This is a genomic window from Frankia sp. RB5 (assembly GCF_059816245.1).
In genome coordinates this window covers 12,442-39,141 of record NZ_JCBATA010000044.1, presented here as the reverse complement: position 1 = coordinate 39,141, position 26,700 = coordinate 12,442, and the positions used below count along the sequence as shown (strand labels likewise).

18 protein-coding genes are annotated in these 26,700 nt (G+C 70.8%); 10 read left to right on the top strand and 8 right to left on the bottom strand.

The features are described 5' to 3' along the window. Window positions 1–39: 39 nt before the first annotated feature. The 4 genes from AC6EXY_RS21915 to AC6EXY_RS21900 form a co-directional block, all read right to left on the bottom strand. Window positions 40–1,551, bottom strand: a complete 1,512-nt coding sequence (locus tag AC6EXY_RS21915) for an aldehyde dehydrogenase family protein (RefSeq protein WP_499817897.1) — start codon at window positions 1,549–1,551, stop codon at window positions 40–42. 110 nt (window positions 1,552–1,661) lie between these two features. Further along, on the bottom strand, window positions 1,662–2,858 hold the full coding sequence (locus tag AC6EXY_RS21910) for an NAD(P)/FAD-dependent oxidoreductase (protein ID WP_101829571.1): 1,197 nt from the start codon (window positions 2,856–2,858) through the stop codon (window positions 1,662–1,664). Beyond that, window positions 2,858–3,760: an HpcH/HpaI aldolase/citrate lyase family protein gene (locus tag AC6EXY_RS21905; protein ID WP_101829570.1), complete on the bottom strand. Its 903-nt coding sequence runs from the start codon at window positions 3,758–3,760 to the stop codon at window positions 2,858–2,860. Before AC6EXY_RS21905 ends, AC6EXY_RS21910 begins: the two co-directional genes overlap by 1 nt. Then, the gene (locus tag AC6EXY_RS21900) at window positions 3,757–4,596 is read right to left on the bottom strand and encodes an alpha/beta fold hydrolase (RefSeq protein WP_101829569.1); all 840 of its coding nucleotides are present in this window, start codon (window positions 4,594–4,596) and stop codon (window positions 3,757–3,759) included. The genes AC6EXY_RS21905 and AC6EXY_RS21900 overlap by 4 nt, the downstream gene beginning before the upstream one ends. A 249-nt stretch (window positions 4,597–4,845) precedes the next feature. Here AC6EXY_RS21900 and AC6EXY_RS21895 point away from each other — a divergent pair, with 249 nt between their 5' ends. Beyond that, window positions 4,846–6,045, top strand: a complete 1,200-nt coding sequence (locus AC6EXY_RS21895) for a CaiB/BaiF CoA transferase family protein (protein ID WP_101829568.1) — start codon at window positions 4,846–4,848, stop codon at window positions 6,043–6,045. 54 nt (window positions 6,046–6,099) lie between these two features. On the opposite strand, the gene AC6EXY_RS21890 is transcribed toward AC6EXY_RS21895, so the two are convergent. After that, the gene (locus tag AC6EXY_RS21890; RefSeq protein ID WP_101829567.1) at window positions 6,100–7,314 is read right to left on the bottom strand and encodes an acetyl-CoA hydrolase/transferase C-terminal domain-containing protein; all 1,215 of its coding nucleotides are present in this window, start codon (window positions 7,312–7,314) and stop codon (window positions 6,100–6,102) included. 82 nt (window positions 7,315–7,396) lie between these two features. Here AC6EXY_RS21890 and AC6EXY_RS21885 point away from each other — a divergent pair, with 82 nt between their 5' ends. The 7 genes from AC6EXY_RS21885 (at window position 7,397) to AC6EXY_RS21855 (ending at window position 12,769) form a co-directional block, all read left to right on the top strand. Then, a complete protein-coding gene (locus AC6EXY_RS21885) occupies window positions 7,397–8,230 on the top strand; it encodes an HpcH/HpaI aldolase/citrate lyase family protein (RefSeq protein ID WP_101829566.1) in 834 nt (277 codons plus the stop codon). Window positions 8,231–8,282: 52 nt separating this feature from the next. Continuing rightward, window positions 8,283–9,455, top strand: a complete 1,173-nt coding sequence (locus tag AC6EXY_RS21880) for an acyl-CoA dehydrogenase family protein (protein ID WP_243407038.1) — start codon at window positions 8,283–8,285, stop codon at window positions 9,453–9,455. 1 nt (window position 9,456) lies between these two features. Then, on the top strand, window positions 9,457–9,978 hold the full coding sequence (locus tag AC6EXY_RS21875) for a MaoC family dehydratase (RefSeq protein WP_101829565.1): 522 nt from the start codon (window positions 9,457–9,459) through the stop codon (window positions 9,976–9,978). Window positions 9,979–10,121: 143 nt separating this feature from the next. Then, complete coding sequence (locus AC6EXY_RS21870; protein ID WP_101829564.1) at window positions 10,122–10,922, top strand: FadR/GntR family transcriptional regulator; 801 nt, start codon at window positions 10,122–10,124, stop codon at window positions 10,920–10,922. A 352-nt stretch (window positions 10,923–11,274) separates the two neighbouring features. After that, on the top strand, window positions 11,275–11,514 hold the full coding sequence (locus AC6EXY_RS21865) for a hypothetical protein (RefSeq protein WP_499817896.1): 240 nt from the start codon (window positions 11,275–11,277) through the stop codon (window positions 11,512–11,514). Between the two features lie 154 nt (window positions 11,515–11,668). Beyond that, window positions 11,669–11,923, top strand: coding sequence for a hypothetical protein (locus AC6EXY_RS21860; protein ID WP_243407036.1), 255 nt, complete (start codon window positions 11,669–11,671; stop codon window positions 11,921–11,923). 321 nt (window positions 11,924–12,244) lie between these two features. Beyond that, complete coding sequence (locus AC6EXY_RS21855) at window positions 12,245–12,769, top strand: hypothetical protein (protein ID WP_133150529.1); 525 nt, start codon at window positions 12,245–12,247, stop codon at window positions 12,767–12,769. 168 nt (window positions 12,770–12,937) lie between these two features. Here the strand turns inward: AC6EXY_RS21855 and AC6EXY_RS21850 are convergent, their stop codons facing one another. Further along, the gene (locus AC6EXY_RS21850; protein WP_243407035.1) at window positions 12,938–13,612 is read right to left on the bottom strand and encodes a toll/interleukin-1 receptor domain-containing protein; all 675 of its coding nucleotides are present in this window, start codon (window positions 13,610–13,612) and stop codon (window positions 12,938–12,940) included. 116 nt (window positions 13,613–13,728) lie between these two features. On the opposite strand from AC6EXY_RS21850, the gene AC6EXY_RS21845 reads away from it, so the two are divergent. Beyond that, window positions 13,729–15,570 carry a hypothetical protein gene (locus tag AC6EXY_RS21845; protein WP_499817895.1) on the top strand — a complete coding sequence of 614 codons (1,842 nt, stop codon included), beginning with the start codon at window positions 13,729–13,731 and terminating at the stop codon, window positions 15,568–15,570. Here the strand turns inward: AC6EXY_RS21845 and AC6EXY_RS21840 are convergent. Continuing rightward, on the bottom strand, window positions 15,558–17,945 hold the full coding sequence (locus AC6EXY_RS21840) for a PEP/pyruvate-binding domain-containing protein (protein ID WP_101829561.1): 2,388 nt from the start codon (window positions 17,943–17,945) through the stop codon (window positions 15,558–15,560). The two genes, AC6EXY_RS21845 and AC6EXY_RS21840, sit on opposite strands and share 13 nt — an antisense overlap. After that, the gene (locus AC6EXY_RS21835; RefSeq protein ID WP_101829560.1) at window positions 17,942–19,537 is read right to left on the bottom strand and encodes an MBL fold metallo-hydrolase; all 1,596 of its coding nucleotides are present in this window, start codon (window positions 19,535–19,537) and stop codon (window positions 17,942–17,944) included. The genes AC6EXY_RS21840 and AC6EXY_RS21835 overlap by 4 nt, the downstream gene beginning before the upstream one ends. Before the next feature lie 133 nt (window positions 19,538–19,670). On the opposite strand from AC6EXY_RS21835, the gene AC6EXY_RS21830 reads away from it, so the two are divergent. Continuing rightward, window positions 19,671–26,666, top strand: coding sequence for an amino acid adenylation domain-containing protein (locus tag AC6EXY_RS21830; protein WP_499817894.1), 6,996 nt, complete (start codon window positions 19,671–19,673; stop codon window positions 26,664–26,666). The last annotated feature ends 34 nt before the right edge of the window (window positions 26,667–26,700 follow it).

The window sequence follows — 26,700 nt, the reverse complement described above, 5'->3', positions numbered from 1 at the left end:
CTCCATTCTGACTGCGACCGGGACCCTGCCGTTGGCAGATCAACCGGTCGTCTCGAATGCACGCAGCTCGATGTACTCGTCGAGGCTCCAGCGACCCCATTCCCGTCCGACACCGGTCTGCTTGAATCCCCCGTGCGGGCCCGCGGTGACGTTGGCCAGGCAGTTGACCCCGACGTTCCCGGTGCGAATCGCACCGGCCACCCGCCAGGCCTTCTCCAGGTCCTGGCTCCAGACCGCGGCGTTGATGCCGTAAATCGAGTCCTCGGTGATTCTCACGGCGTCGGTCTCGTCATCGAACGGGATGGCGACAAGGACCGGGCCGAATATCTCCTCCTGGGCGATACGCATCCTGTTGTTGACGTCGGTGAACAGCGTGGCCTCGATGAAGAAACCGGTGGGGTCGGCAACGGCACCGCCGGCCGCGAGGGTCGCACCCTCCTCCCTGCCGACGCGGATGTAGTCAAGGACCCGGTCGAACTGCGCCGCGTTGGCCACCGGACTCAGCTCGGTGCCGCTGTCCAGCGGCTCCCCTGGCCGCAACGTCGCCATACGCTCAGCCAGCCGCGCCGTCACCTTCTCGTAGATCGGACGCTCGACGAGCAGGCGGGTGAGCTGGCCGCAGCCCTGGCCGGCATGCTTGAGATTGGCCGGGTCCGTGGCGAAGAACGCATCGAGGTCCGCGTCCGCGAAGACGATGTTGGCGGACTTGCCGCCGAGCTCAAGCACGCACTTCTTGACCGTCCGCGCGGCGAGCTCCATGATTCGCCGCCCGGTGGCCGTCGAACCGGTGAAGCTGACCATGTCGACCCGGGGGTCGCCGACCAGCGCCTCACCGGTCTCGGGGCCGGCGCCGAGCAGGATGTTCAGCACACCCTCGGGCAGTCCGGCCTGCACCGCGAGCCGCGCCATGAGCGCGGCATCCCAGGATGTGGTCGGGTGCGGCTTGAGGATGACCGTGCAGCCGACCGCAAGCGCCGGAAAGACCTTCTGCACGTTGACGCGGAAGGGGTAGTTGAACGGGGTGATCGCGGTGACGACGCCCGCCGGGACGCGCTGCACGACCCGGACCCGCCGTACGCCCGTCTGGCCGGACATCGGCGGGCCGCTGATGTCAGTGGACTCGGTCTCGGCGAAGCTAGCGGCGGCGTCGGCATATCCGTGGGCCGCTACGAGCGGCGCGCCGGTCTGCCATCCCTCGGCCAGCGGCAGCAGCGCGCCGGCCTGATCGATCGCGATCCGCACGAGCTCGTCGCGGTGCTCAGCGAGCAGGTCGGCGTACCGGTGCAGGACGGCAGCCCGCTCGGCCGGCAACATCCGCGGCCAGGGGCCCTCATCGAACGCCCGGCGCGCGGCCGCGATCGCGCGCTCGGCCTCGTCGGCTCCGGCCACCGGCGTCTCGGCGACCACCTGCCTGGTCCAGGGCGAAACGATCACGAAGCGTCCGGTCCCCGTCTCGAGCCGGCCGTCGATCAGGTGCCGGAGGCCCCGCGCGACGGGGGCGGGCTCAGTGACACCCGCCCCGGCCCGCACGGTCTGTGACTGACCGATCATGATCTGTCCCGCCCTCTCACAGTGCCTGGCCCCACGCGTCGGACCCTACAGCGCCGAATCCTGTTCACGTTGATAATTCGTTTCATAATCATAGATTCCGCTCATCGTAATTACACTGCGCATTCCAGGTCTTCAATCGAGATTCTGGACAAAACCTGCGAACGGTGGCCCATGACGGCTGCACTGGCGTGGATCCCCGCCACACTTAGAAGGCGGCCCGCGCGGGCATAGGCGACTACGAGCTTTGGCCCGTCGCTCTCGAGCGTCAGGGCCGCATCGTGGCCTAAGGACGAGCCAATGCTCTGCAACCTGGCGCCGTACTGATCGGACCAGAAGTAGGGCGCGCTCACGAATCCCGCTGGATCGTGCAGCCCGAGCAGCCGCCGGGCCGCATAGGCACCCTGCTCGACGGCGTTTGTCCAGTGCTCTACTCGCATGAGCCTGCTGTACAGCGGATTCCACCAGGCAGCGACATCGCCGGCCGCGACCACCCCGTCGGCGCCCGCAACCGCGCACGTACGGTCACATCGAACGCCGTCAGTAACGTCTAGTCCGCTGTCGATCAACCAGTCGACTCCCGGTAACGAGCCGATCGCGACGAGGACGACGTCCGCCGCGAGCGGCTCACCGCCGACCAGACGGACACCGGCGACCCGCCCCGACGGACCTGGGACGAGACCGGCCACCGAACCGCCGGTCACGATGCGTACACCATGCGAACGGTGCAACGCGGTCACGTAGGCGCCGAAGGAGGCACCGAGCACGCTGCCGAGCGGTACCTTGTCCTTCTCGACAACGGTGACGTCCTGACCGAGCTCGGCGGCGACGGCGGCCACCTCGAGGCCGATGAAGCCACCGCCCACGATCACCACACGTCGCGCCTCCCGAAGGTCCTTTCTCAGCCCGCGCGCGTCCTCGACGGACCGCAGCGTGTGGACTCCGGGCAGGCGCGGGCCGAACGGAACAGGCCTGGCCCGCGCTCCCGTCGCGATCACCAGACCGTCGAAAGGAACCTGGACGTCGCCACCATCCGCCCGGATAGCCTCGACCTGGCGACGCCCGAGGTCAAGGCGGACGAGGCGATGACCCATCAGCCGCTCGACCTCGAGGTTCCCCGGCCACTCGATGGCGACGCGTCCCTCATCGAGCTTGCCGCTCAGCAGGCCCTTCGAGACCTCCGGCCGCCGATACGGGGACTGCGCATCGGCGTCGAGAAGCACGACCCGCCCGTCGAAGCCGGCCCGACGCAGCTCGCGGGCGGCGCTCAGGCCGGCGTTGGAGCCGCCGGCGATCACGATCTGGCGCATCACGGGTGCCCCACCGGCTCTCCGGCCCGAGCCAGGACCAGGCCGGCGACCCGGTAGTCCGGCCTCGTCACCACCCGACCGTCGAGGAGGACCGCCGCCTCGCCTCGCAGCAACGCCTCCTCGTACCGCCGGCAGATCACGCGGGCATACTCGACCTCGGCCGGCGACGGCGTCATGATCTCGTTCACGATCGGCAGGTGACGGGGCGCCAGCGCGATACACGCGGTGTAGCCGACATCCCGCCAGGTGCGCACGAATCTGCGCACGACGTCGAGATCCTGGTAGTTCGGAACGAGGCTTCCCCCGGTCGCGAACAGCCCGTGTGCGGCCGCCGCGATCGCCACCGTCGAGCGCACCTGGCTGCCGGGCAGGTAGAGATCGTCACCCGCGTCGTCGAACGGCCGCGAGCCGACGTCCGCCGCGAAGTCGACATAGCCGAAATGCAGCCCCTGCACCGTCTCGACGGCCGAGATCGCGTCCAGTTCCTGGACGGCACCCGCGGTCTCGATCATGACGTGCAGGCCGAGCGGGCGCGCGTCCCGATGCTCGCGCAGGATGCCGGCCACGGCCACCACCTCGTCGGCCGAGCGCGCCTTCGGGTAGCTGACGAGGAAGTCGCCGTCAGCGTGGGCCAGAGCCACCAGGTCGCCCCTGGCCCACGGCGTCTCGAGGTTGTTCACCCGTACGACGACCTCGCGGGCGCCGAAATGCGATCGGTCGCCTAATGCCTCGACCACCCGCGCGCGGGCCCGCTCCTTGTCCGCGGGCGCCGCCGAGTCCTCTAGATCGATCATGATCGCGTCGGCCTGAACCGTGGGCACCTTGTCCCAGTACCGCTCGACCAGGATGGGGACCTCGAGCAGGCTGCGGACGTGCGCGTAGCGCTCCCGGCCGGCCGTCATGACACCTCCAGGAACGACCGCAGCACCTCGAGGAACTCCTCCGGCGCCTCCCGCGGGACGTAGTGGCCGGTGTCGAACCACCGCACCGTTGCCGCCGGCATCGCCGCAAGCATGCGGTCGACGACCTCCTCGTCGAGCACGTTGCTGCGCCGGCCGACCAGGAGCAGCGTCGGCATCGTGAGGTCCTTCGAGCGCTGCCACAGGTACTCGACATCCGGCAGGCTCACCGAGCCGGTGATCCACTGGACGTCCGGGTCCGCCTTGGGGACCAGTTTGCCGGCCCAGTTCCTGCGCAGCTGGTGCCGGACGTGCAAGTCGATGAAGTCCTTGCGCCATTCGGGATGCAGGCCCAGGTAGAAGGCCTCCGCCTCCGCTTCGTCGCGGAATCCGCGCAGGTTCGTCGTGGCCCGGATGAAGTCGCGCATCGCGATCGCGCCGGACCGGGAGTTGGCTGGTCCGGCGTCCGAGAGCGCGAGCCGGCGCACCGTCTCCGGCCGCTCGCCGGCCACCGCGATCGCGACCCGGACCCCGGCCGAGTGCCCGACAAGGTCGACGGGTCCAAGACCGAGCTGGTCGATGAGCCCGTGGACGTCACGGGCCATGGAACGCACTCGGTACCCAGCGGGGCACCAGTCGCTGTCCCCGTGCCCACGCAGGTCCATCGCGATCACATGCCGGTCGGGAAGGAGCCCACGGATGATCGGGTCCCAGGTGTGGCACTGGACATTGAGCCCGTGGAGCATCACGATCGGCGGCGCCGTGACCGGACCCCACTCCGTGTAGTGGAGCCGCAGCCCGTCAACCTCGACGAAGCCATCCGCATACTCGTGCAACATCCGCTACCCCTGACCTCTCAAACCGTTCAGGACCGGTGCATGATTATCATGCGCATGAATCGCCGTCAAGGGCGGACGTGAGCGCTCAGCCGTCTGTCTCCGCTGGTCACCCCCCCAGGACAGTCGACTGGGACCCCGCGCGGCCCGGATGCGGCCAGGCTCGCGCGGCCAGCTTCCGTTGACATCCACACCCACCGCTGGCTACTTTCATGCGAACTATCCGTATGAATTTGGCCGCGAAGGACATCGATGCAGAGCTCCCAGGCAGCCCTGGCCGGCCTCAAGGTCGTCGAGTTCGCCCACGTCATCGCCGGACCGCTCGCCGGCACGCTGCTGGCCGATCTCGGCGCGGAGGTCGTGCACGTTGAGGATCCGGGCCGTGGCGACCCACAGCGAGCGGCCGGTCCGCAGCGCAACGGTGCGCACCTGTGGTGGAAGGTCTCCGCCCGCAACAAACGATCGGTGACGCTCGACCTGCGCAGCCCCGAGGGCCGAGAGGTCGCGCGTGACCTGGTCGCCTGGGCGGACGTGGTCATCACGAACTTCCGGGTGTCCACGCTCGAGAGATGGGGGCTCGACTTCGCGTCGATCAACGCGGTGAGCCCGAAGATCATCGTGCTCCAGGTGACCGGCTACGGCGCGCGCTCCTCGCGACGCAACCAGCCCGGCTTCGGCAAGGTCGGCGAGGCGATGAGCGGCGTGGTCAACCTGACCGGGTTCCCCGACGGGCCTCCGGTGCACACCGGCTTCTCCCACGGCGACTCGGTCACCGGTCTCATGGGTGCCTTCGCGATCCAGGCAGCGCTCTACCGTCGGGCCACCGACCCGGACTTCGCCGGCGAATGGATCGACCTGGCGCTGTACGAGACTCTCTTCCGGCTCGTCGAGTGGCAGGTGGTATTCCGCGACCAGTCCGGCCAGGTCCCGCAGCGTGCCGGCAACCGCCTCGCCGCCGCCCCGGCCGCCGTGATCAACACTTTCCGGACCCTCGACGCCCGCTGGATCACCGTCACCTCGGGGACGCCCCGATCAGTGCAGAACGTCGCCCGTCTGGTCGGCGAAGACGTCGCCGACTACGCGACACCGGCGATGCAGGAGGAACGTCGTGCACGACTCGACGGCATACTGCGCGACTGGATCAGCCAGCGCCCGCTCGACGATTGTTTGAAGATCATGCAGGAGCTCGAGGTCGTGGCGTCGACGATCTACACCGTGGACGACATCCTGGCCGATCCGACCTACCGGGAGAACGGCAACATCGTCACCGTCGAGGACCAGGACCTCGGACCGGTACGTATGCAGGGCGTGGTGCCGCGACTCGTGAAGCACCCAGGCACGGTGTGGCGCAGCGCGCCCCCGCTTGGCGCGGACAACGACATTGTCTATGGCGACTATCTCGGCAAGAGTGAGGCCGAGGTGGCTCGGCTGCGCGAGCGCGGCATCATCTGACGCCAGGACTCGCCGGACCCGGCCGGGGCCGGGGCCGGGCAACCACCGGCCAGGTCAGAGGCCGGCCGCAAGACTCGGGCGGTCGTCCGGATGCGCGACGGCGACCAGGGCAGCCGCCCGGTCCGTGGCGGAGCGGCCGCGCAGGTCCGCGACGCCGTACTCGGTCACCACCAGGTCGACCTCGCCGCCAGGGGTGGTCGCGGGAACACCCAGATGCGCCACGATCCGGGGCGCGCCGGCCGACCGGGACGGTAGCGCGAGCACAGAGGCGCCCTCGGCTCCCAGGTGCGCGGCACGGACGAAGTCCGTCTGGCCGCCGCCGCTCGCGATCCGAAGCCCCTTGCGGTACTCCGCGTTGACCGCGCCGGTCAGGTCCACCTCGAAACCCGAGTTGACGGCCCACAGCCGCCACAGGCCGAGCAACCGGACCGGGTCATGGGTACGGCTCAGCGGCTCCAGACACACCTCACCCCAACCGCATGAAGCGTCTCCGAGCACGCCGGTGGCCACCATCGGCCCGACGGTCGAGAGTCGCCGCAGCGCGCCAGGCAGCACGCCCGAGTGGACACGCAGGTCATGGCGCCCGACCAGCGCGGCCACCACGGCCTCCGGCACGGCGCCGAGCCCGACCTGCACCGTGGCCTGGCACGGCACGAGGTCCGCGACCCTCGCGGCCACCCGCAGTTGCGCGTCGGACGGTGACCGGCCCGGCGGCGCGTCGGCGTCGGCCTCCCCCACCGGTGCGGTCACCACGACCTGCGCGCGATCCAGTGGGACAGGATCGGTGCCGGGAAGGTTTGCGTGGGCGGGTTGGAGCTCGAAACCTGCGCGTGCCGACGTTGTCAGCGCGGAGTGGGTATATCCGACGATATCGCCATAGCCGAGCCACCCAGGCCGGCCTGTGGGCCGCATCCTGGCGACCACCACGTCGAAGGGCAACACCCCCGAGGCAATCATGCCGTCGACGTCCCACATCGACGCGGGGACGTGGTCGACGTCGGCCGCCAGGTCGACCGGAACCGCGCCCGCGAGCACGACCACCCGCAGCCGGCCAGCGCGCACCTGCGCGCGGGCCGCGGCGTCGAGAAAGGCGAAACGGCCAGTCAGGTCGGCGACGAGCAGGGTGAGCACCCGATCAGTGCGGCGAGCTTCCCGGATGATCGCGGCGACAAGGCCGGCTGGAAGCTGCGGTCCCATCGCGGCTAGCACGCGGGGAGCAGGCAGGTCGCGCAGCAGCACCGCGGCGGCACGATCGTGCGTGACATGCATCAGGTCGCTCCATCGGTTTGCCTGGGAGAGAATTTACTGTAATCATACGCATGGATCGGCCGACTCGCGGACAAGGAGCCCGATGCGCCAGTCGCTCAGCAATGCTCGCTCGTTGCTTTTCGTACCCGGCGACGATGCCTACAAGGTCGACAAAGCGCTCAACGGCGCCGCCGACGCCGTGGTAATCGATCTTGAAGACGCGGTCCTTCGGGAGCGCAAGGACCAGGCACGCACGCTCGCCGTCGACGCGGTGGGCGCAGCCCGCGGCCTCGGGCCACTGGTCGTTGTCCGCATCAACGCACCCGACAGCCGGTGGGGGGCCGCCGACCTCGCCGACCTCGCGAACACGCAGGTGGACGCGCTGATGCTTCCGAAGGCCACGCCCGAGGCACTCGCGCTGATGCCCGCCGACAGCGCGCCTGTGATCGCACTCGTCGAGACCGCTGCCGGGCTGCGCTCGGCATACGAGATCGCACGCGACCCACGGGTGGCCGCCCTGGCACTGGGCGGCGCAGATCTGGGCGCCGAACTCGGGCTGGAACCGCTCGCCGACGGCGCCGAACTGATGTACGCACGATCGCGTCTGGTCGTGGACGCGGCGGCGGCGGGCTCACGCCGGCCCTTCGACGCCGTGCATCTCGCCGCCACTGATCCGGGCGCCCTGCGCGCGGAGGCCGTCCGCGCCCGCGCGCTGGGCATGGGCGGGAAGCTGTGCATTCACCCGGCCCAGGTTTCGGTCGTCCATGAGGTCTTTACACCGTCGAAGGCCGAGGTGGAACGCGCGCGGCGGGTGCTCGCCGCGCTCGACGAAGCCGCGGCCGGCGGGGCGGCGGTGGCCGTGGCGGATGGCCGCCTCGTGGACGAGCCGGTCGCCCGCCAGGCCCGCATGACGCTGCGACTAGCCGCTGTCCACTGAGGCCACCGCCTACCTCGATTTCGCCAGACCCGGACGTCTAGGAGACATAGCAGTGGAGCTGACGAGCGAACAGCGCGACATGATCGGGCTGGTGCGGAAGTTCGTCGACGCCGAGGTCGCGCCGCAGGCATCCGAACTCGACCACCGCGACCAGTTCCCGACCGAGATGGTCGAGCAACTGAAGCAGATGGGGTTGTTCGGCCTCGTGATCCCGGAGGAGTACGGCGGCCTCGGCCAGGATCTCGTGACGTACGCCCTGGTGATCAAGGAGCTCTCGAGAGGCTGGATCAGCCTCTCCGGAGTCGTCAACACGCACTTCATGGCCGCCTGGATGATCCAGCAGTACGGCACGGAGGAGCAGCGACGGCGACTGCTGCCGCGCATGGCGACCGGTGAGCTTCGCGCCGCCTACTCGATGACCGAGCCGCACGCCGGATCCGACGTTCAGGCGATCACGACCCGGGCGCGCCGAGACGGCGCTGAGTACGTCATCGACGGACGCAAGATGTGGGCGACCAACGGGCTGCGCGCCGACCTGGTGATGCTGCTCGCCGTCACAGACCCGAACGCCAGGCCGCGCCACCGCGGCATGACGGCCTTCGTTGTCGAGAAGCGGGCCGGCGCGCACGAGCAGCCCGGCCTGCTCGTGCCACCGCAGCTGAAGAAACTCGGATACAAGGGTGTCGAGTCGACCGAACTCGTCTTCGACGGCTTCAGGACGCCGGCATCCTCGGTCCTCGGCGGAGAGACCGGGCTCGGCCAGGGATTTGCCTATTTCATGTCCGCTGTAGAGCTCGGCAGGGTCAACGTCGCCGCCCGCGCCGTGGGGCTGGCGACCGCGGCCTTCGAAGCGGGTGTGAAGTACGCCCAGCAGCGCGAGGCATTCGGTCGGCCGATCAGCAACCATCAGCTCATCCAACAGAAGATCGCGCAGATGGGCACCAAGATCCGGGCCGCGGAACTCCTCCTGGAAGACGCCGCGCGAAAGAAAGCCAGCGGAGGGCGAGCCGACCTCGAGGCCGGGATGGCGAAGTACTTCGCAACCGAAACCGCACATTGGTGCACCGTCGAGTCCATGCGTATTCACGGCGGCTACGGATACTCGCAGGAGTTCGTAATCGAGCGGCTATACAGGGACGCACCGCTGCTGATCCTCGGCGAAGGCACCAACGAGATCCAACAGCTGCTCATCGCCCGCCGACTACTGGAGAGGGATGCGATCTGACATGACAATCCACCCCCCCGCGCTCGGCCGTTACTACGAGGATTTCGTGCCAGGCGACGTCTACCAGCATCCGTTAGGCCGGACGATCAGCGAGGCCGACTGCACCTGGTTCACGTTGCTGACCTGCAATACCAACCAGAATCACTTCAACGCCCACCTGGCACGGCAGAACCCCGTGTCAGGCGGCCGCATCCTGGTCAACTCGGGATTCACCATCGCGCTGATCCTCGGCCTCTCTGTCATCGACATGAGCCAGAACGCGGTCGCCAACCTGGGCATGGACGAGGTCCGGCTGACTCACCCGGTCTACGTCGGCGACACCCTCTACGCCGAGAGCCTGTGCACGGGGACCCGGCCGAGCGGATCGAGACCGGGCTACGGAATCGTCTCGATGACGACGCGGGGGCTCAACCAGGACGGCGAGGATGTGCTGTCCTGGCGGCGATCGGTTCTACTTCCCGGACGGGACAGCGGTGCCGAGCAAGGCTACTTCCCGCAGGCAAAGAGCGGACCGTTGGCGTGACCCCGCCACCCAGGTGACCGTCTGACACCACACGGACACCCAGGGGATCGCCTGTGGCACAGAACGGGACGATCATCGTACGCAAGCCCAGGTCCGGGGCATGGTCGACGGTGTCCACACCGACGTACCGTAAGGTGGGATTCATGGTGACGATGCGCATGGACGGCTCGTCGGGGCAAACGTCTGACGCCACTCCGGCGCAGCGCCCCTCGGCCTCGCCGCTCTCGAGATCTGTGAAGACCTCCGAACGTATCGCCGCGGCGCTCGTCGAGGAGGTGATCCGGAAGGGCCTCGGACCGGGGGACCGTCTTCCGAACGAGGCCGCAATGGTGGAGCAGTTCGGGGTAGGACGCGGTTCGCTCCGCGAAGCCCTGCGTATCCTCGAGATCCACGGCCTGATATCACTGAAGTCGGGCCCCGGTGGTGGCCCCACAGTGCTCGCGGTCGACCCGTGCAACGTCGGGCGTACGTTCTCGCTCTATCTGAGCCTTCGTCGCGCCACAATCCAGGAGCTCATCGAAACCAGAATCTTTCTGGAACCGATGGTCGCCCGCATGGCCGCAGAGAACCCCGACCCCCAGGCTAGACTTCAACTCGAGCACGCTCTCCAGATCGAGGCGAGCACCCCGACGGGGGACATGCGCTACATCGACGCCGCGAACGAGTTCCACTACGTCATCAGCAGCATGACGGGCAACAACGTCCTCAATCTTGTCGCGACCGCTCTCAAGGAACTCTACACCACGAAGGTCGTCTCGGGCGGTATCGCGCGCAACACGACGAGCGAAAGCATCCGTGACGAGCACCGGCTGATCGGACAGGCAATTCTCGACGGAAATGCCGACCAGGCCGAACGGCTGATGCGCGAGCACATGCAGAAATATCTCGGCCACATGCACGAGCGTGAGCCCTCGTTCACCTGCTCGCCGATCACCTGGGGCTGACCCGGCACCCAGGCCAGACGCCTCGACGGGGCCCCTCGGTGCCGCGGGTACACGATCCGCGCCCGCCCGAACGCGCTGCTCGACACGATGGAGGAGCTGTCCGGGATCAGGCCGGTGCTCGACTACGTCGACCGGCATTTCGTCGCCGGCGCGGACCGCCTGCGGGCCCAAGCCGCGCTGGGGCGGCTGGAGGCGGCGATGGGCCGGGGCACCGCGCCGTCCGCCGACGGGCGGCAGGTGCTCGACCGGGTCCGGGAGGAGATCGCCCGGCTGCGGCGGCATCGGCTGCTGCTGCAGATCGAGGCCGCCGCGGCCCTGGCCTCGCTGGTCGGCGCGGCGGGCACCGCCGCCGGTGGCCCGGCTGGCGGCCGAGGGTACGGCCACCGAGGAACTGCTCGCGCTCGCCACCAGCGGCGACCTGGCGTCGATGGTCGGCTGTGCGCCCGCGGCGAGCGGCGCCGAGGCGGCGGGGGCCGCCGAGGCCGCGCTCGGGCGCTGGCGCACCCGTGTCGACGTCCCCGCCGGCTCCGCCGCCCAGACGCGCCTGCTCGGCTTCATCGGCCGCGACCCGTCGTGGCAGCCGTCCCATTAGAGGCGCTCGACTGTCAGGGCTGACCGAAGGAGGGCGGCGCCCGGATGGCCGTCCGATGGCCCGTCCGGGCCTGGGCTGTCCACCGGGTGAAAAACGGAAAGAAGTTCCAGCGCGACAGGCACCCGAGCCGACAGGAACCGACAGGATGGGACCCATGCACACGCGCGGCAAGTCCCTGTTGTCGATCGGCTCCGAGGACTCCGTCCTCTGCCTGTGGTCGAAGGGCTCCGTCCTGTCGATCGGCTCGGTCGGCTCGGCGTTGTCCATCGGTTCGATCGGGTCGACCGCGTCGATCTTCAGCGTCGCCTCCTTCGCCAGCATCGGTTCGATCATGAGCGGCGCCTCCCGCTGGTCGCTGATGTCCTGGCGAACCCGGTGGGCGACGATGTCCGGCTCCTCCGTCCACTGACAGCGCAGCGGGTCCGACGGAACCGGTCGACTGAACGGGTCGGCGCGACGGTGCCTGTTCGGGGGCGACAGGCGGCCTGGGTATTTGACTGGTGGATGTGTCGAACCGACCAGCCGAAGACAGGCCGGAGGCGGGCGCCGGCCTGATCGGCGTCACCGGGGCCACCGGGCGGCTGGGTGGCCGGGTCGCTCGCCGGCTCGCTCAGCTGTCCGCCCCGTGGTCGCCCTTCCGTCAGGGCTGATGCATTGATCACCCCCAAGACTGCCGACTTCCGCCAGAATATAATCGTTGCTTCCCATGGCTACGATAAGGAGTGCTATTGTGAAAACAATTGGCGATGGGGGGCGCGTTCTCTTCTATGGCCCTAGAGGAATTGCCGACTGGGCCCTTCTTCTCTGTGACGCCTCTGTCACGTCCACCCGCATGTCCTTCCCGATTGATCCACTCTTGGCGGTCGAAGGGGGCCTCGTTCGCATTTTCTGCGCTTCGGATTCGGCGCAAGGCCCCGAAGCTCGCGAAGCGACTGTCAAGATTATCGCCCACGAAATCGCCCCGCCCCTCTGGGAAGAAGCGGATGACGCCATCGAAACGTCATGGTCGCCCACCGAGTCGGGGCTCTTCATTTTGGACACAGGTAGTTATGACCACAAGTATATCGATCCTCTCCCGTTTGGCGCAGACGACTATCGACTCCGCGTTGAGGCCAGGCGTAGCCCGTGGCCCGAGATCATCCGCATTTCCCTGTGGCCAGGAAAGCTGGCACCTAATCTCGTCCACAAGATCACCAGCGAGATTGGTAAGGCTCTGGCCGCCGAAGGACCTTATCAGCCAGGGCGGCCAGGATAGGGCATGCACGTGGTAAAGATCGTCGAGGTGAGGTTCGCGCCGGCTGACCGCGTCCGCCCTATCTGTCAAGATTCAGAAGCTCAGCGACGACCAGTTCGCGAATAGTAGTACCCTGCCAGTGAATAATCCAGATAGGGTCCCACTACGCAGGTGTCCGAGAAACGGGGCTCACCTCAGTGCGACCGTCTGGCAGCGGCAAGGCGCGGCCAAGGCGTGCACCCTCATTTCGTGGCCCCTGAGTGCGTGACGGCGCTGTCCGGTGGCGGGATCCCACAACCGCACCTGGTCATCGTTGGCTGCTGCGCTAGCGAGCAGGGTGCGGCCGTCGGACAGCGGCAAGGCAGCCAGGACCAGCACCGCGTCGATGTTGCCGGTGAAAGCGTGGTGGCTGGTGACGTCCCAAGCGGTATGGACCTCGCCGGGAGCGCCGGTGGGGTGGGATTTGGCGGAGGGGATCGTCGGTGCGTGGGCCGGGGAGGTCAGATGGCGTGTGGGGAAGCGTGGTGGTGTGACGGGTTTGGCGCGCCCGGTGACCGCGTGGCTGAGGTGGTCGAGGAGGTGCTGGCCGGCCTTGTCTGCGTCGTGATGGTCAAAGAGGTCGATGGAAACGACCGCGCCGAGGAGTCCGGGCCGCGGGCAGTCCTCCACGCGTACGGGCAGGAGCTTGCGGGCGAAGCCCTGGGGGTCCGCGGCATGCGCGGCCTGCCACTCGGCCTGGCCGTAGACCGAATTGAGGTAGGCGCCGGAGAGCACAGCTATGGTGCGTTGGGTGTCTCGTACGCCTTGCTGCATGCGGACCTGCCAGTTAGATCCCGCGACGAAGTCCCATGCCTGGACGAGCACGCGGTAGCCGGCTTCTTCGAGCTGCCAGGAGATCCGACGTAGTTCCCGTGTGGCATGACGGAAACCTCCTGACCGACCTCACGGGTGCGTTGCGTGCGGGTGGCGTCGATGCCGTCGTGACAACCGGGGCCGTGCCACCCCTCCCCCGCGAGCGCGGCGGTGCGCCAGTGACGATGGTCGCCGGTAGTGGTGTGGACGGACGGCTGCTCCGTCTCGCCGGAGTGGTCAACGGTAGCGACGTCGTCGCGCTGCCTTCAGCGGGTGAGCCCCGCCGCGTGCCGAACGGGCGGCGCGCACTGGTCGTCGCCGACCAGGTCGGCACGCCGCGCACGGAGTTGCGCGTCGGCGTTGACATGCTGGACCGCGCCGGCGTCGCATGGGGCCTCGTCCTCGCCGCCGATCCGTTGCTCGCTCGCTTCGCGCTCCTCAAGGCACTGCTCGTCCAGATCGCTCCGACGACCGGGCGGGCCGCGGTCATCTCCGGCTCGTACGCCACACCGTTCGATATCGCCGGGCCGTCGACATCCGGCCATGCCGATGACCGTCCCGGGGCGCTGTTCACCTCGCGGTGCGACGTTCTCCTGCTGAACGGTCACGCCAACGCGTTCGACGCCTCGGTGGGCCCGGGCGCCGTGCTGTGCGCGCGGGCGGGACGCATCCACGATCGCGGCCCGGCGGTCCTGCCGTGCTTCAACGACGGCACCTGCTTCCGGCAACCGAGCTCGGGCGGGCGACGGCTGGTCGCGCTCATGGAGACCGATGCGACCGTCCTGGTGCTGTCGGGCTGCGAGCTGATGCCGCTCGGCCCGAGCTGGTTCCGCGCCGAGTCGAGCCTTGCGCACCAGGCCGCTGCCTCCCGGAGCCTGGCCACGATCGTCTCGTCCGACGTGAGCCAGGGCGTCCTCGAGCTCGACCTGCTCACGATGGCCCTGATCGCCGACGGACGACCGCTCGGTGAGGTCGTCCGGGCCGTCAACGACCGCCGCCGTCGCCACGGCGGGCCCGGGCCCGGAACCGGAACCGGAACCGGCGCGAGCGGACCGTTCGTGTTGCTGGGCAACCCCGCACTGGTTCTGACGGGGTCGCCGCCGGTGCCGGTGCCCTGCCGATCCGTCCCCCTCGCCGACGGCGGGCGCAGATGGCACATCGACCTGACGGACGTCGGGCCGTTGCCCGCCGAGGGTGCCCTCGTGCGGGCGGAGATGACGCTTGAGGAGTCGGCGCCCTTCCTCCTCCTGCAGAGACGGTCCCCGGACGGTTGGTGTCGCGGCGTCCATCACGCGGGCGCCGGCGGTGGCGCGCTCTACGCATGGGTCGCCGGGGCGGGCGCCCAGGAGTTGGTGGTCGACACGCTCGGCCAGGAGCCGTGGCAGCCCGTGCGCGGTGTCCTTGCCGGGCACCTCGCGAACGGACCGTTCTGGACGCTCTTCCTCGAGGACTGCCGGCAGGCGCTGGCCGGCGCGGACCGCTCGACCGAACCGATCGAGCGGTTGCAGGCCGACACCCCGAGCCTGATCCGGACGCTCGCCAGCGGCGATGTCGCCCTGCGCGCCCCGGCCGGCGTGCTGATCGACGAGGCCGCCGGCGACGCGGTCTGCGCGGCGCTCTGGCGGATGTTGCACGGCTGGCAGCGGCGGCTGCTCGACGCCGTCGTCCACGGGGTGGCGGAGGTCGGCCGGTTGCACTCGTACGGCTCGTCTCCCTATCTGCACCTGGTGCGCTCGCTCGAATCGGCCGGCCCGTGCCCGTGCGGGGAAGGAACGCTGACCCGGCAGGTGTTCGAGACCTCCGGCGGCCAGGTGCGCCGTGTCGAAGCGCTCTGCGCGACCTGTGGCGGCGGCATCGACGACGACGGCAGGCATCGCGTGCTGCTCGAACGGCAACCCGTCGGCACGCTCGCCATCGCCCGGCGGATGGTCCAAGTCGCCGGGGCGCCCGGCGACCGTCACCCCTGGTGATCTCCGCCGGCGACAATTCGCACCACGCCGGCCACGCCGTCGACCTCGACCAGCATCCCATCGGCGATCGCATCGAGCGCGCCGCGCACCCCCACCACCGCTGGGATGCCCAACTCGCGGGCGACGATCGCCCCATGGCTGAGCTCCCCGCCGGCACTCGTCACGAGGCCGCCCGCGCGCGCCATCAGCGCGACCCACGACATGTTCGTGTTCGGGCACACCAGCACGCCGCCGGCCGGCGCGCGCGCCGCGTCCGCGCTCGTGCGCACCACCGTGGCGACACCCACCGCCACGCCGGGCGACGCGGCGACCCCGCGGAGCGGCGACACGGCCGGCAGCACTGCGCCGGCACGCTCCTCCGTTTCGGCGGCCGCTGCCACCGGGCCGACCGCCGGCATCAGGCGGCTCCAGTCGCGCCACTCGTCCCGACGCCGTCGAACCAGCTCGCGGCGGTCCTGCGGCCCGGCCATGACGTCGGCGACCTCGTCGACGTGGAGATACCAGATGTCGTCGGCCCGCTCGAGCACCTCGTCGGCGACGCAGCGCGCGCCCACCCGCAACAGCGCCGCCCGCGTGGTGGCGTGGAGCATGCGGTCGAGCCAGTAGTTGTGGTCCTCGACGAGCGGGAACACGGCGCGGGCGAGCGTGACCGCCTCGTCGAGGCGGGTTCGGTCCGCCTCGACGGCGACCCGCCCGCGCAGCTCGGCGAGGAACGCGTCGCCTGCGGCGAGCGTCGCGGCCCGCCGATCGCCCGGCGGCACGTCGGTGGCGCCCATCCGCCGGGCCTCGGCAAGCACCCGCGACGGCTCGTCGGCCCACGTGGTCGCGGCGAGGTCGTCGCTCTCCGCGCCGAGGTGACCATGGGCGGCGAGGCAGCGATCGAGCGCCCTGGCGAGATCCTCGCCGGCGTCCGGCGCAGCCGCCGCGCGCTGGATCTCGGCGAGCGTCCACAGGTCGACCTCCACCTGGTGCATCGTCTCGACCCGCCCGGCGGTCAACCGCCACGCGTTGGCGGCGGTCTCCTCGCCGAACAGGTCGCGGCAGGTCGCCGCCAGGTGGCGCACCCCGGCGAAGCACGGGTAGAGCACGACGAAGTGCCAGTACCACGCCTCCTCGATGACGTTCCAGACGGCGTGCCACGCGGCGACCCGTTGCCCGCCGGGCGGACCGTCGACGTCGAGGCACTCGATCTCGGCGTAGATCGCCCGCAGCCGTGGCACGACGGTCCGGTGCCAACGCGCGACCACCGTGCGAGCTCGCTCTAGGTTCTCCGCCTCCAGCCGCCGGCGTGCCTCGTCCAACTCGTCCACCGGCGACATGTAGTGCCAGCGCACGTACACCCTTCCGTTGAACACCACGGCATCGGCGCGGCTCGTCCAGCCGAGCTCGTCCTGCATGCGGCGCAGCCCCGCGTACATGCCGAGCCGGGCGTAGTCGCCCCCCATCGGCGTCACGACGGCGGGGAAGTGGATGTCCTCACGCAGCCAACTGGTGGCTTCCTCGTCGAGGCCGTCGAGCGGGAAGCGCGTGGTCCGGGTGATGGGGCGGGCCTGCAACACGAACAGCGAGTCGCCGACCCGGGCACCCTCGACGTCGACGGGCTGGCCGACGAGACGCTCGATGCGGAGCACCAGGTCGGTGACCTCGCGCAGGGCGCCGGAGTCGAGCGGGGGTTCGGCGCGCTCGCGCGCCGGGAGCGGCTCGGTCGCGACGCCGCCACCTGCCGACGCGACCAGGCGAACGGACTGATCGCCACGACGGTGCTCGATCGTCTCCCCCGTGTCGCGCAGCAGGAGGTACGTGTCAGGCCGCGCCGTCCCGTCGGCGATCACCGCGCCGAGTCCCCGCGCCGCGCTCACGACGAGCTCAACGCCGTCCTGCTTCGGCAGCGGGTTGCTGCTGAACGCCACGAACGAGACGTCCGCCGGCACCATCACCTGCACCAGGACGGCGATGCGCACCTCGCCCGGCACGCCGAGGCGGGCGCGGTACGCGAGCGCCACGTCGGCGACCGCCGAGCGCGCGCACTCCCACACGGCGGCGACGACGTCGTCCGCCCCGACGACGTTGAGGAAGGTGTCGTGAATGCCGGCGAACGAGGCCGCCGCGCCGTCCTCGTCGAGCGCCGACGAGCGCACGGCCACGGCGAGGGCGCGCTCTCCGGCCAGCGACTCGTAGGCGCGCCGGATGTCGCGCTCGACCGTCGGGTCCGGCACGCGGCGGGGGTCGAGGGCCGTGACGCAGAACCCGGGCGGGACCGGCGCGGCCGCGACGAGCCGCGCCAACGCCGCCGCCTTGGCGCCAACGAGGTCGTCCCGCTCGGTGCCCGGCGCGCCCAGCGTCAGGACGCTCGCGAAGGTGCGGTGGAGGCTCATGGGAGCACGATGTCGCAGCCGCCGTGCAGGCGGTCGACCGACATCCCGCGCCGCCGGGCCTCGGCGACGAGCCGATCGGCCGCCAGAACAGGCCGCGCATCGGGGCGGAACGCCGTCGCGGTGAGGAAGTGCACCCACGGCTCGTGGCCCATCGCGTAGACGAACGCGCGCTGGCACCCGAGCGCACCGAGTAACGCCAGCGCCTGCACGTCGTCGGAGCCGGCGAGGCGCCGGGCGGCGGCCCGCTCGCGCGACGGTTCACGGCGGAACAGCGGCCCGTACAGCCACGTCAGCGGGGCGCCTTCGCACTCCATGCCGAGGAACACGACGTCGACGCGTCCGACTACCTCGCGCAGCACGTCGTACAGCGACGCGTCGAGGACCGCCGAGTCGGCGGCGAAGAGCAACCGTGTCCCCTCGGTCTCGATCAGCCAGCCGGCCTTGGCCGCGATCGCAAGGTCGCCGTGCTCGCCGAGGAACGGCACGGCGACGATGCGGCCGCGCCCGTCGGCGACGACGAGCTCGTCGAGGTCGCCCAACTCGACGACGTCGTGAAACCCGGCGTGCTCGAGCGCCAGGCGCGGTGAGGGGTCCTGCAGCGCCCCGGTCCCGCCACGCGGCACGACGACGGTGCCCAGGCGGTGACGCAGCCGCAGCAACGTTTCGAGCACCAGGTGGTCGTGATGCGCGTGCGTCACGAGGGCGAAGTCGATGCGTTCCGGGAGGTCGGCCGCGCTGACGCGCGGCCCGGCACCTTCGAAGGCATCGGGGAGCAGGGGGTCCACGAGGAAGCTTGTCCCGGCCATCTCGACGAGCACGCACGCATGCCCGATGTAGCGCACGCGGAGCGCGGTCCGCGGAGCGCTGTCGCCAGCGACGGGCGGAGTCGCAGTGACCAACCGGCGGAGCTTGGCGGCACCGTCGGCATCGAGCTCGAGGCAGCTCGCGAGGTCGTCGAACGGCATCGGAGCGCGAACGCTGGCGAACAGGGCGTCGACGCCGGGGTGGTGGAAGGGCACGCCGGCCAGCAGCACGTCGGGAGCGTCGAGGCGCGGGGTGCTCAGCGCGAACGGCCGATCGTCCGAGCCGGCGAGGCTCAACGCCAGCGCCTGGTCGCGGCCGCCGGCGTAGTAGCGCTCGTAGAGCAAGGCTTCGAGCAGGCGGAACGAGCAGTGGTCGTCGAGGTCGTACGTCAACTCGACGCATCCACGCAGAGCGGGCGGGAGCGACGCGTACAGCGGGCCCAACGGGACGCCGGCCGGCGCGGCGACGATGTCGGCTAGTTCGTCGAGCGCCGCGCTCAGCGCGACCAGGTCTGCGCGCTCACGGCGACGTCGTTCGCCGAGCGCGGCGACGTCGGCCGAGCGGTCACCGGCGACGTCGACGAACGGGCCACCCGCCAGCGCTGGCGATCGGGCGGCCTGCTGGTGCACGCTCGGCGCGGCGACGTAGGAGTCGATGATCGACTGGTGCCGATGAGTGAGGTGGCGACTCGCCGTCGCCGGTGCGACGAGGTGGGACCACGCGTACCAGCCACCGACGAGTGGCTCGACGCGCACATCGACGCGCAGGCCCACCGGTGCCGCGGTCATCGCGGATACGTGCTGCCTGCGAGACCAACCCGCCCGCAACCGGCGAACTCGCACGAGCGCTCTCGGCACACGATAATCTAGTATACGCACTACGGACGCCCTGGCTGCCGGACCAAGCAAAGGCGACGAGCTGATGACCGTGCCAGCCGCGACCCCGGAATGGGAACGTGTCGTCGCGCAGATCCCGGCGCGCCAATCCGGCCCGATGGCCGCGTTCGATCTCGGCACCGTGGCGGTGGCAGCCGTGGCGGCACTCGTGCATCGTTACCACGACCGCGACGACGTCACGGTCCCCCTGAGCGTGCGCGTCGGCGCCCGATGCGACGACTGCTCGGTGTCCACGGCCATCGACGCGGCGACCACCTTCGCCGAACTCGTCGAGCAGGTCGCGCTCGTCGAGCGGGTCGCGCGGCCGCAGCCCACGCCGCCGGCCGGCCGGCCGCTCGGCAGCGGCGACCTCGACCTCGCGTGCACGCTCGCCGACCGGACCGACCTCGGCCCACCCCCCGGCTGGCGCGGCGACGTCCATCTGCTGCTCGTGCCCGGCGACAGCACCGTCGAGCTGACCGTCGCTCACCGCCGGGCGCAGGTCGCTCCGAGCGAGGCAACCGCGCTGATCGGCCACTACGAACGCCTGCTGGCCGTGGCGCTGTCGGCTCCGACGAGCGCTGTCGCCGACGCCGCCCTGCTGTCGCCCGCCGAGGTGCACATCCAGGAGGCGTGGCTCGAAGGCACGGCCGTCGACCTGCCCGCCGATGCCACGATGCACGGCCTGTTCGAGCGCCAAGCGCGCCGCTCGCCGGACCGCCTCGCCGCCGTGTGCCCGGCGGAGCGCGTGACGTACGGCGAGCTCGGTCGGCGTGCCGACCGCACGGCCGCCGCCCTGCGCGCCGCCGGCGTGCGGCGCGGCGACGTGGTCGCGGTCGCGGTCGCGCGCTCCTGCGCGCTGCTCGTCGCCACGCTCGGCGTCCTCAAGGCCGGCGGCGTGTTCATGCTCGTCGACGTCACACAGGCGGCGACCCGGCGCGAACGCCTGCTCGACCTGTCCGGAGCGCGGGCGATCGTGACGGCGCCGGAAACCGCCGGGGCGATCGCGCCCGGCGCGCACCGCACGATCGTGACCGTGGCCTCGTCGAGCAACGGTCACGAGGACATGCCGCCACTCGACATCACGGGCACCGATCCGGCCTATCTCACGTTCACGTCAGGATCGAGCGGAGAGCCCAAGGGCGTACTGATCCGGCATGAGTCGTTCGTGAACCGTCAGCTGTGGCTGATTGAGAATCGCCAGCTCGGGAGCGACGACGTGTCCCTCCAGCGCACCGCCGTTTCGTTCGACCCGGCGATCTGCGAGATGTTCCGGTTGTTGCCGGTCGGCGGCCGCGTGTGCTTCCTTCCTGCCGGCGCGGAGCGCGATCCGGCACTCGTCACCGATGCCATCGAGCGCCACGGCGTCACGATCGTCGACCTGGTCCCTTCGCCCTTGATCGCATTGCTCGAGTACGCCGAGGCCGCCGGGCGGGCTGGGGCGGTCAGCTCGCTGCGGTGGGTGCTGGCCGGCGCCGAGACGCTCGACCCGTGGGTTGCCGAACGCTTCGACGAGCTGCTCGGACGCCGCAGCGGCACCCGGCTCGTCAACGGCTGGGGCGCCACCGAGGTCACGGTGGACGTGACCGCGTTCGTGTGCACCGGCACACCGTCCGGCAGGCGGGTGCCCGTGGGCCGCCCGATCGACAACGTCGGGGTGGCGGTCCTCGATCGGCGTGGCCGGTTCATGCCGATCGGCGCGGCGGGCGAGCTGCACGCCGGCGGCCGGTGTCTCGCGGCCCGGTACCTCGACCCCGAGCTCACCGCCCGGCGCTTCGTCACGCGCCCCGCCGGCGGCACGCGTCGCCTGTACCGCAGCGGCGATCGGGCCCGGTGGCGTCCGGACGACCAGCTCGAGTTCCTCGGTCGGTTCGACGACCGGTTAAAGATCCGCGGCACGCGGTTCGAGCCGGGGGAGATCGAGGCGGCGCTGCGCGCTCATCGCGCCGTCCGCGGCGCCGTCGTGCGGGCCATCCCCGCACGCCCCGACGCCGACGCCGACGAACACGACGGACGAACGCGCGTCGCCGCGTTCGTCACCGTCGCGGTGGGCGCCGACGCGCCCGGTGTGACGGCGCTGCGAGCTACGGTGCGAGCAGCTGTCGGTGCCTCGCTCGTCCCCGACGAGATCCACGTCGTCGCCGAGCTCCCGGTCACCGCCCACGACAAGCTCGACGTCGACGCGCTCGCCGTGATCGCTGCCAGCAGGCGAACGCGCGTCCACGCTCGGACGGACGTGGACGCGTCGCCGACCGAGCGAACGGTCACCGAGATCTGGCAGGAGCTACTCGGCCCCATCGACCTCCCGCCCGACGCCGACGTGTTCGACCGCGGCGCGGACTCGTTGTCTGCCGCCCGCTTCGCGGCCCGCCTGCTCGGCCGGCACGGCGTCGATCTGCGCGTCTCGGCGGTGCTGGACAACCCGACAGTGCGGGGTCTGGCCGCGCTGATCGAGAGCCACCAGCGCGGCGACCAACCGGATGCGGGGCCGCAGATCGTGCCCGTCGCCGATGCCGCCTCCTACCCGGCGTCACACAGCCAGCGGCGGCACTGGATCGTCAGCCAGTTCGACGGGGCGTCCGAGGCGTATCACGTCGTGGCCGCGCTGGCCGTCCCGGGCTCGGTCGACACGGCGGGGCTGAGCGCGGCGGTCGCCGACCTGGTCGGGCGGCACGAGATCCTGCGCACGACGTTCCACTTGGAGGACGGCGAACTGCGGCAGCGCGTCGCCGCGACCGGCGCCGTCACGCTCACCGTCCACCCCGACGGCGCGACCCGCGACGTGCTCGAGCAGGCCGGGCGGGCACCGTTCGACCTCGCCAGGGGACCGCTGCTGCGGGTCGGCCTCATCCGGCCCGACCGCCGATCCCGCGGTGGCGCGGACGAGTCGATCGTCTACCTGGCCGCCCACCACATCGTGATGGACGGGTGGTCCTTGTCGATCTTCTTCGGCGAGCTCTTCGAGCGCGCCCGGGCGCATGCGCGCGGCGACGCCGGCCCGCTCCCGCCGCCCCCGCTCCAGTACCGCGACTTCGCGGTGTGGGAACAGCACATGCTGGCCAGCGCGGCCGGCGAGCGCTCGCGACGCTTCTGGCGGCGCGAGCTGGCACCTACGCTCGCACCGCTCAGCCTGCCTCTCGACGCCCCGCGCCGTCCCGACCGGTCGCATCGCGTCGGCACGGTTCGCTTCGAGGTGAGCGCCGCCGCGACACGCCGCCTGCGTGAGCTCGCACGCGCCGAGCAGGCGACGCTGTTCGGGGTGCTGCTGACGGCGGTGTACAGCTGGCTGCACGCTCTCACCAGGCAACGCGACATCGTCGTCGGCACGCCGGTGGCCGGCCGCAGGCGGGTGGAGCTCGAGGATCTGCTCGGCTCCTTGGTCAACAGCCTGCCGCTACGCGCCCGGCTCGATCCCTCCGAGACCGGTCGGCAGCTCCTGCGGACAGTCCGCGACGTCGTCGGCCGCGCGCTCGACCACGACGCGTATCCGCTGGACCTGCTCGTCAGCGAGCTGGCGCCCGAGCGCGCGCCCGCTCGCTCGCCGCTGTTCGACGTGATGCTCGTGCTCCAGAACGTGCCGGGCATGGCGGTGGAGCCGGCCGTTGAGGTCACCGGTGCCCGTGTCCTCGACGTCGACGCGCGCATGGGGAAGCTCGACATGATCGTCACGTTCACCGAGCACGACGGCGGTCTGCGCGGCGAGATCGAGCACGACCGTGATCTTTTCACGCCCGCGCGCGTCGCGATGAAGTGCGAATTACTCCAGGCGACGCTCGAGCGCCTCAGCCGGAACGCGGACGTCTCGCTCGACGCGCTCGACGCGCTCGACGCGCTCGACGCGCTCGACGCCACGGTTACCGAAGTCGTCGCCACCACGGCGCCGCAGTCGCCAGGGCTGCTGCACGAGCACGTCGAGGCCGCGGCACGGCGCTCTCCCGACCGTCCCGCCCTCACCTGTGCCGGGCGCACGGCGACCTACCGCGAGCTCGACGCCCGGGCAACGCGCCTCGCCCGCCACCTGCGCCACCGGTACGGCGTCGGCCCCGAGCACATCGTGGCCACGGCCCTGCACCGCTCCGAGTGGATGGTCATCGTCCAGCTCGCCATCCTCAAGGCGGGCGGCGCCTTTCTCGGGATCGATCCGAACGACCCGCCCGAGCGCCGTCGCTTCATCCTCGACGACAGCCGCCCCTCCGTCGTCGTGGTCGAGCGCCGTCACGACGCGGCCGCGGCGGGCGCCGGGGCTCGCGCCGTCCTCGTCCTCGACGACGTGGTCGACATCGTGCTCGCCGACGACGGCGACAGACCCGGACCCATGCCCCGGATCAACCGGCCCAGCGACCTCGCATACGTCATCTACACCTCCGGCACGACGGGTCGGCCGAAGGCCGTCCTCGTCGAGCACGGCAACATCGTCTCGCTGCTGCGGGTGGCCGGCGAGCGGTTGACGCTCGGCGAGGACGACGTGTGGACGCTGTTCCATTCGATCGGTTTCGACTTCTCCGTCTGGGAGACGTACGTCCCGCTGTCACGGGGCGCCCACCTCGTCGTCGTGCCGACCGATGCGACGAGGGACCCGCGGCTGCTCGTGACGCTCCTCGAGCAGCACCGCGTCAGCGTGCTCTGCCAGGTGCCGACCGTGTTCGAGGGAGTGGCGCCCGAGCTGATCCGCCGGCCGGCTGCCGGGGAGTCCCTGCGGTACCTGATCTTCGGCGGCGAGCAGGTCAACCCGCTCCGCATCCGCGAGTTCCTGGCCCGCCATCCTGACTGCCACGTGGTCAACGGCTACGGCGTCACCGAGGCGACGATCTTCTCGTCGTTTCACGTGACAAGCGGGCTCCCGGGTCCCGACGACGAGGCCGGCAACGTCGGACGACCGCTCGGAAACCAGCGGCTCGATGTCGTCGACGAGCTCGGCGCGCCGGTCGGGCCCGGCGTGATCGGCGAGATCGTCGTGTGCGGTGCGTCCGTCGCCCGCGGCTACCTGGGCCGTCCCGAGGCGACGGCTTCCGCGTTCGGCACCGCCGCCGGACCCGGCCGCGAGGTGCGCAGCTACCGAACCGGCGACCTGGCCTGGCGCACGCCGCTCGGCGAGCTTGTGCATGCCGGCCGGGCCGACCGCCAGGTGAAGGTCCGCGGCTTCCGGGTCGAGCTCGACGGGATCCGCGAGGTGATGCTCTCGACGGGTCTGCTCACGCGGGACGTCGCCGTGACGGTCACCGACGGCTCCGGCCCGACGATCGTCGCGTTCCTGCGCCCCGACGACGCCGGCTGTGTGGACGAGCTGCGACGACGCCTCCACGAACTCCTGCCGGACTACATGGTTCCGGGACGGTTTGTGGTGGCGCCCGACTGGCCGCTCGCGCCGAGCGGCAAGGTCGACGTGCGCGCGCTCGCCGCGCTCGATGCCGAGCCGAGTGCACCCGCCAGCGCTCCCACGGGCGACGACGACGTGGCGGGCGTGGTCCAGGAGGTCTGCCGGTCGCTGCTGGGACGCCAGGACCTCGGAGCCGACGACGACTTCTTCGCGGCCGGCGGCCACTCGCTGCTCGCCGTCGTGCTGGTCGCCCGGATCGACGAGGCACTCGGCGTGACGATGACGGTCGAGGACGTGTTCACGCACCCGCGCCTCGGCGACCTCGCCCACGCCGTCAGAGTCCGCTCGGGCCGAGAGGCGGCACCGGCCGCGGCAGCCGGGCACGATCTCGTCGCGATGACGCTCCCGGCGCGCCATCATCCCGTCTCACCGTTGCAGCACGAGATCTGGCTGCTCGAGCAGTACCGCGACCCGGCGAGCCCACGGACCGCCGAGGTGATCGACCTGGGCACACCGTGGGATCCGGCGATCGCCGAGGCGACGTTCGCCGACCTCGTCGCCGGCTTCGAGGTCCTGCGCACCACGTTCCCGCTGGTCGACGGCCAGCCACGGCAACGGGTGCACTCCGACGGGACGGGCATCAGCGTGCTCGCGTTCAGTGACCTCAGCGACCGTGCCGACGCGGGCGCCGAACTGCAGGCTCTCCAGGAACACGACGAGCACCAGCCTCTGTCGGTGACGAGTGGGCCGCTCCTGCGCCTGCGCGTCGTGCGGATGCCGCCGGACCGCACGGTCGGCCTCCTCGTCGCGCACCACATCGTGTGGGACGGGGAGTCGTTCGACGTCTTCGCGAGCGCGTGGCGCCGACGGTTCGCCGCCCGTCGCGAGGGCGCGGGCCCGCTGGCTCCTCCCCGGCGGCAGTTTCGCGACTTCGCCGCCTGGCACGCCGCCTGGTCGGGGACCGAGCGCGGGGCGAGCGACGTCGAGTGGTGGGCGGGCACGCTGCGCGGTCTGCCCCCGGGTGACGCGGCCGGTCCGCACTCGTTCGCCGGTTGGCGCACCGGCGCCCGTGTCGATGCGGCGCTGGCGGCCGGCCTGCGAGGAGTGTGCAGCGACGCGTCGGCCACGCTCTTCATGGGGCTGCACGCAGCCGTCGCGGTGTTCCACTTCGTCACCACCGGCGAGCCCGACGTCGCCGTCTGCTCGCCGGTGTCGCTACGCGGGCTGGCGACGCTCGACGGCCAACTCGGCCCTCACCTCAACATGGTGACGGTGCGCGACCGGATCGACCCGGCAGGCTCCTTCGCCGAGCTGATCGGCTCTGTGCGAGGTCGCGCGATCGATGCCTTCGACCGGCGGCTGACACCACCGGGTGACATCGCCCGCCGTCTCGGTCGGCCGGCCGATCGACCGCTTGCACAGGTCGGCCTCACGTTGCAGTCGCAGGAGCGCGCGGCATGGCTCGCCGGGCTGACCCGGCCGGCGACGGCAGTCGACGACGCCCACACGCCGCTGTGGTTCGACGTCCGGGAGGACTCCGCGGGACTGTCCGTCGAGCTGACCGCCCAGCGGTCGACCTGCGACGAGCAAGAGGTGCGCGACCTCGCCGAGCTCTTCGTGGCGCTGCTCCGCCGGTTCGTCGAACGACCGGCCGCCCCGATCTCCGAGATCGCCGCCGAGCGCTGGTCGGGCGCTCGGCACCTGCCGATCGACCTCGACCTCTGACGAACCGCCACGGCGAGCCCGAGCGTAGTCGTAC

Coding starts and splice junctions, on each gene's coding strand:
- AC6EXY_RS21915 (WP_499817897.1), bottom strand. CDS start 1,551: ATGATCGGTCAGTCACAGACCGTGCGGGCCGGGGCGGGTGTCACTGAG.
- AC6EXY_RS21910 (WP_101829571.1), bottom strand. CDS start 2,858: ATGCGCCAGATCGTGATCGCCGGCGGCTCCAACGCCGGCCTGAGCGCC.
- AC6EXY_RS21905 (WP_101829570.1), bottom strand. CDS start 3,760: ATGACGGCCGGCCGGGAGCGCTACGCGCACGTCCGCAGCCTGCTCGAG.
- AC6EXY_RS21900 (WP_101829569.1), bottom strand. CDS start 4,596: ATGTTGCACGAGTATGCGGATGGCTTCGTCGAGGTTGACGGGCTGCGG.
- AC6EXY_RS21895 (WP_101829568.1), top strand. CDS start 4,846: ATGCAGAGCTCCCAGGCAGCCCTGGCCGGCCTCAAGGTCGTCGAGTTC.
- AC6EXY_RS21890 (WP_101829567.1), bottom strand. CDS start 7,314: ATGCATGTCACGCACGATCGTGCCGCCGCGGTGCTGCTGCGCGACCTG.
- AC6EXY_RS21885 (WP_101829566.1), top strand. CDS start 7,397: ATGCGCCAGTCGCTCAGCAATGCTCGCTCGTTGCTTTTCGTACCCGGC.
- AC6EXY_RS21875 (WP_101829565.1), top strand. CDS start 9,457: ATGACAATCCACCCCCCCGCGCTCGGCCGTTACTACGAGGATTTCGTG.
- AC6EXY_RS21870 (WP_101829564.1), top strand. CDS start 10,122: ATGGTGACGATGCGCATGGACGGCTCGTCGGGGCAAACGTCTGACGCC.
- AC6EXY_RS21860 (WP_243407036.1), top strand. CDS start 11,669: ATGCACACGCGCGGCAAGTCCCTGTTGTCGATCGGCTCCGAGGACTCC.
- AC6EXY_RS21840 (WP_101829561.1), bottom strand. CDS start 17,945: ATGAGCCTCCACCGCACCTTCGCGAGCGTCCTGACGCTGGGCGCGCCG.
- AC6EXY_RS21835 (WP_101829560.1), bottom strand. CDS start 19,537: ATGACCGCGGCACCGGTGGGCCTGCGCGTCGATGTGCGCGTCGAGCCA.
- AC6EXY_RS21830 (WP_499817894.1), top strand. CDS start 19,671: ATGACCGTGCCAGCCGCGACCCCGGAATGGGAACGTGTCGTCGCGCAG.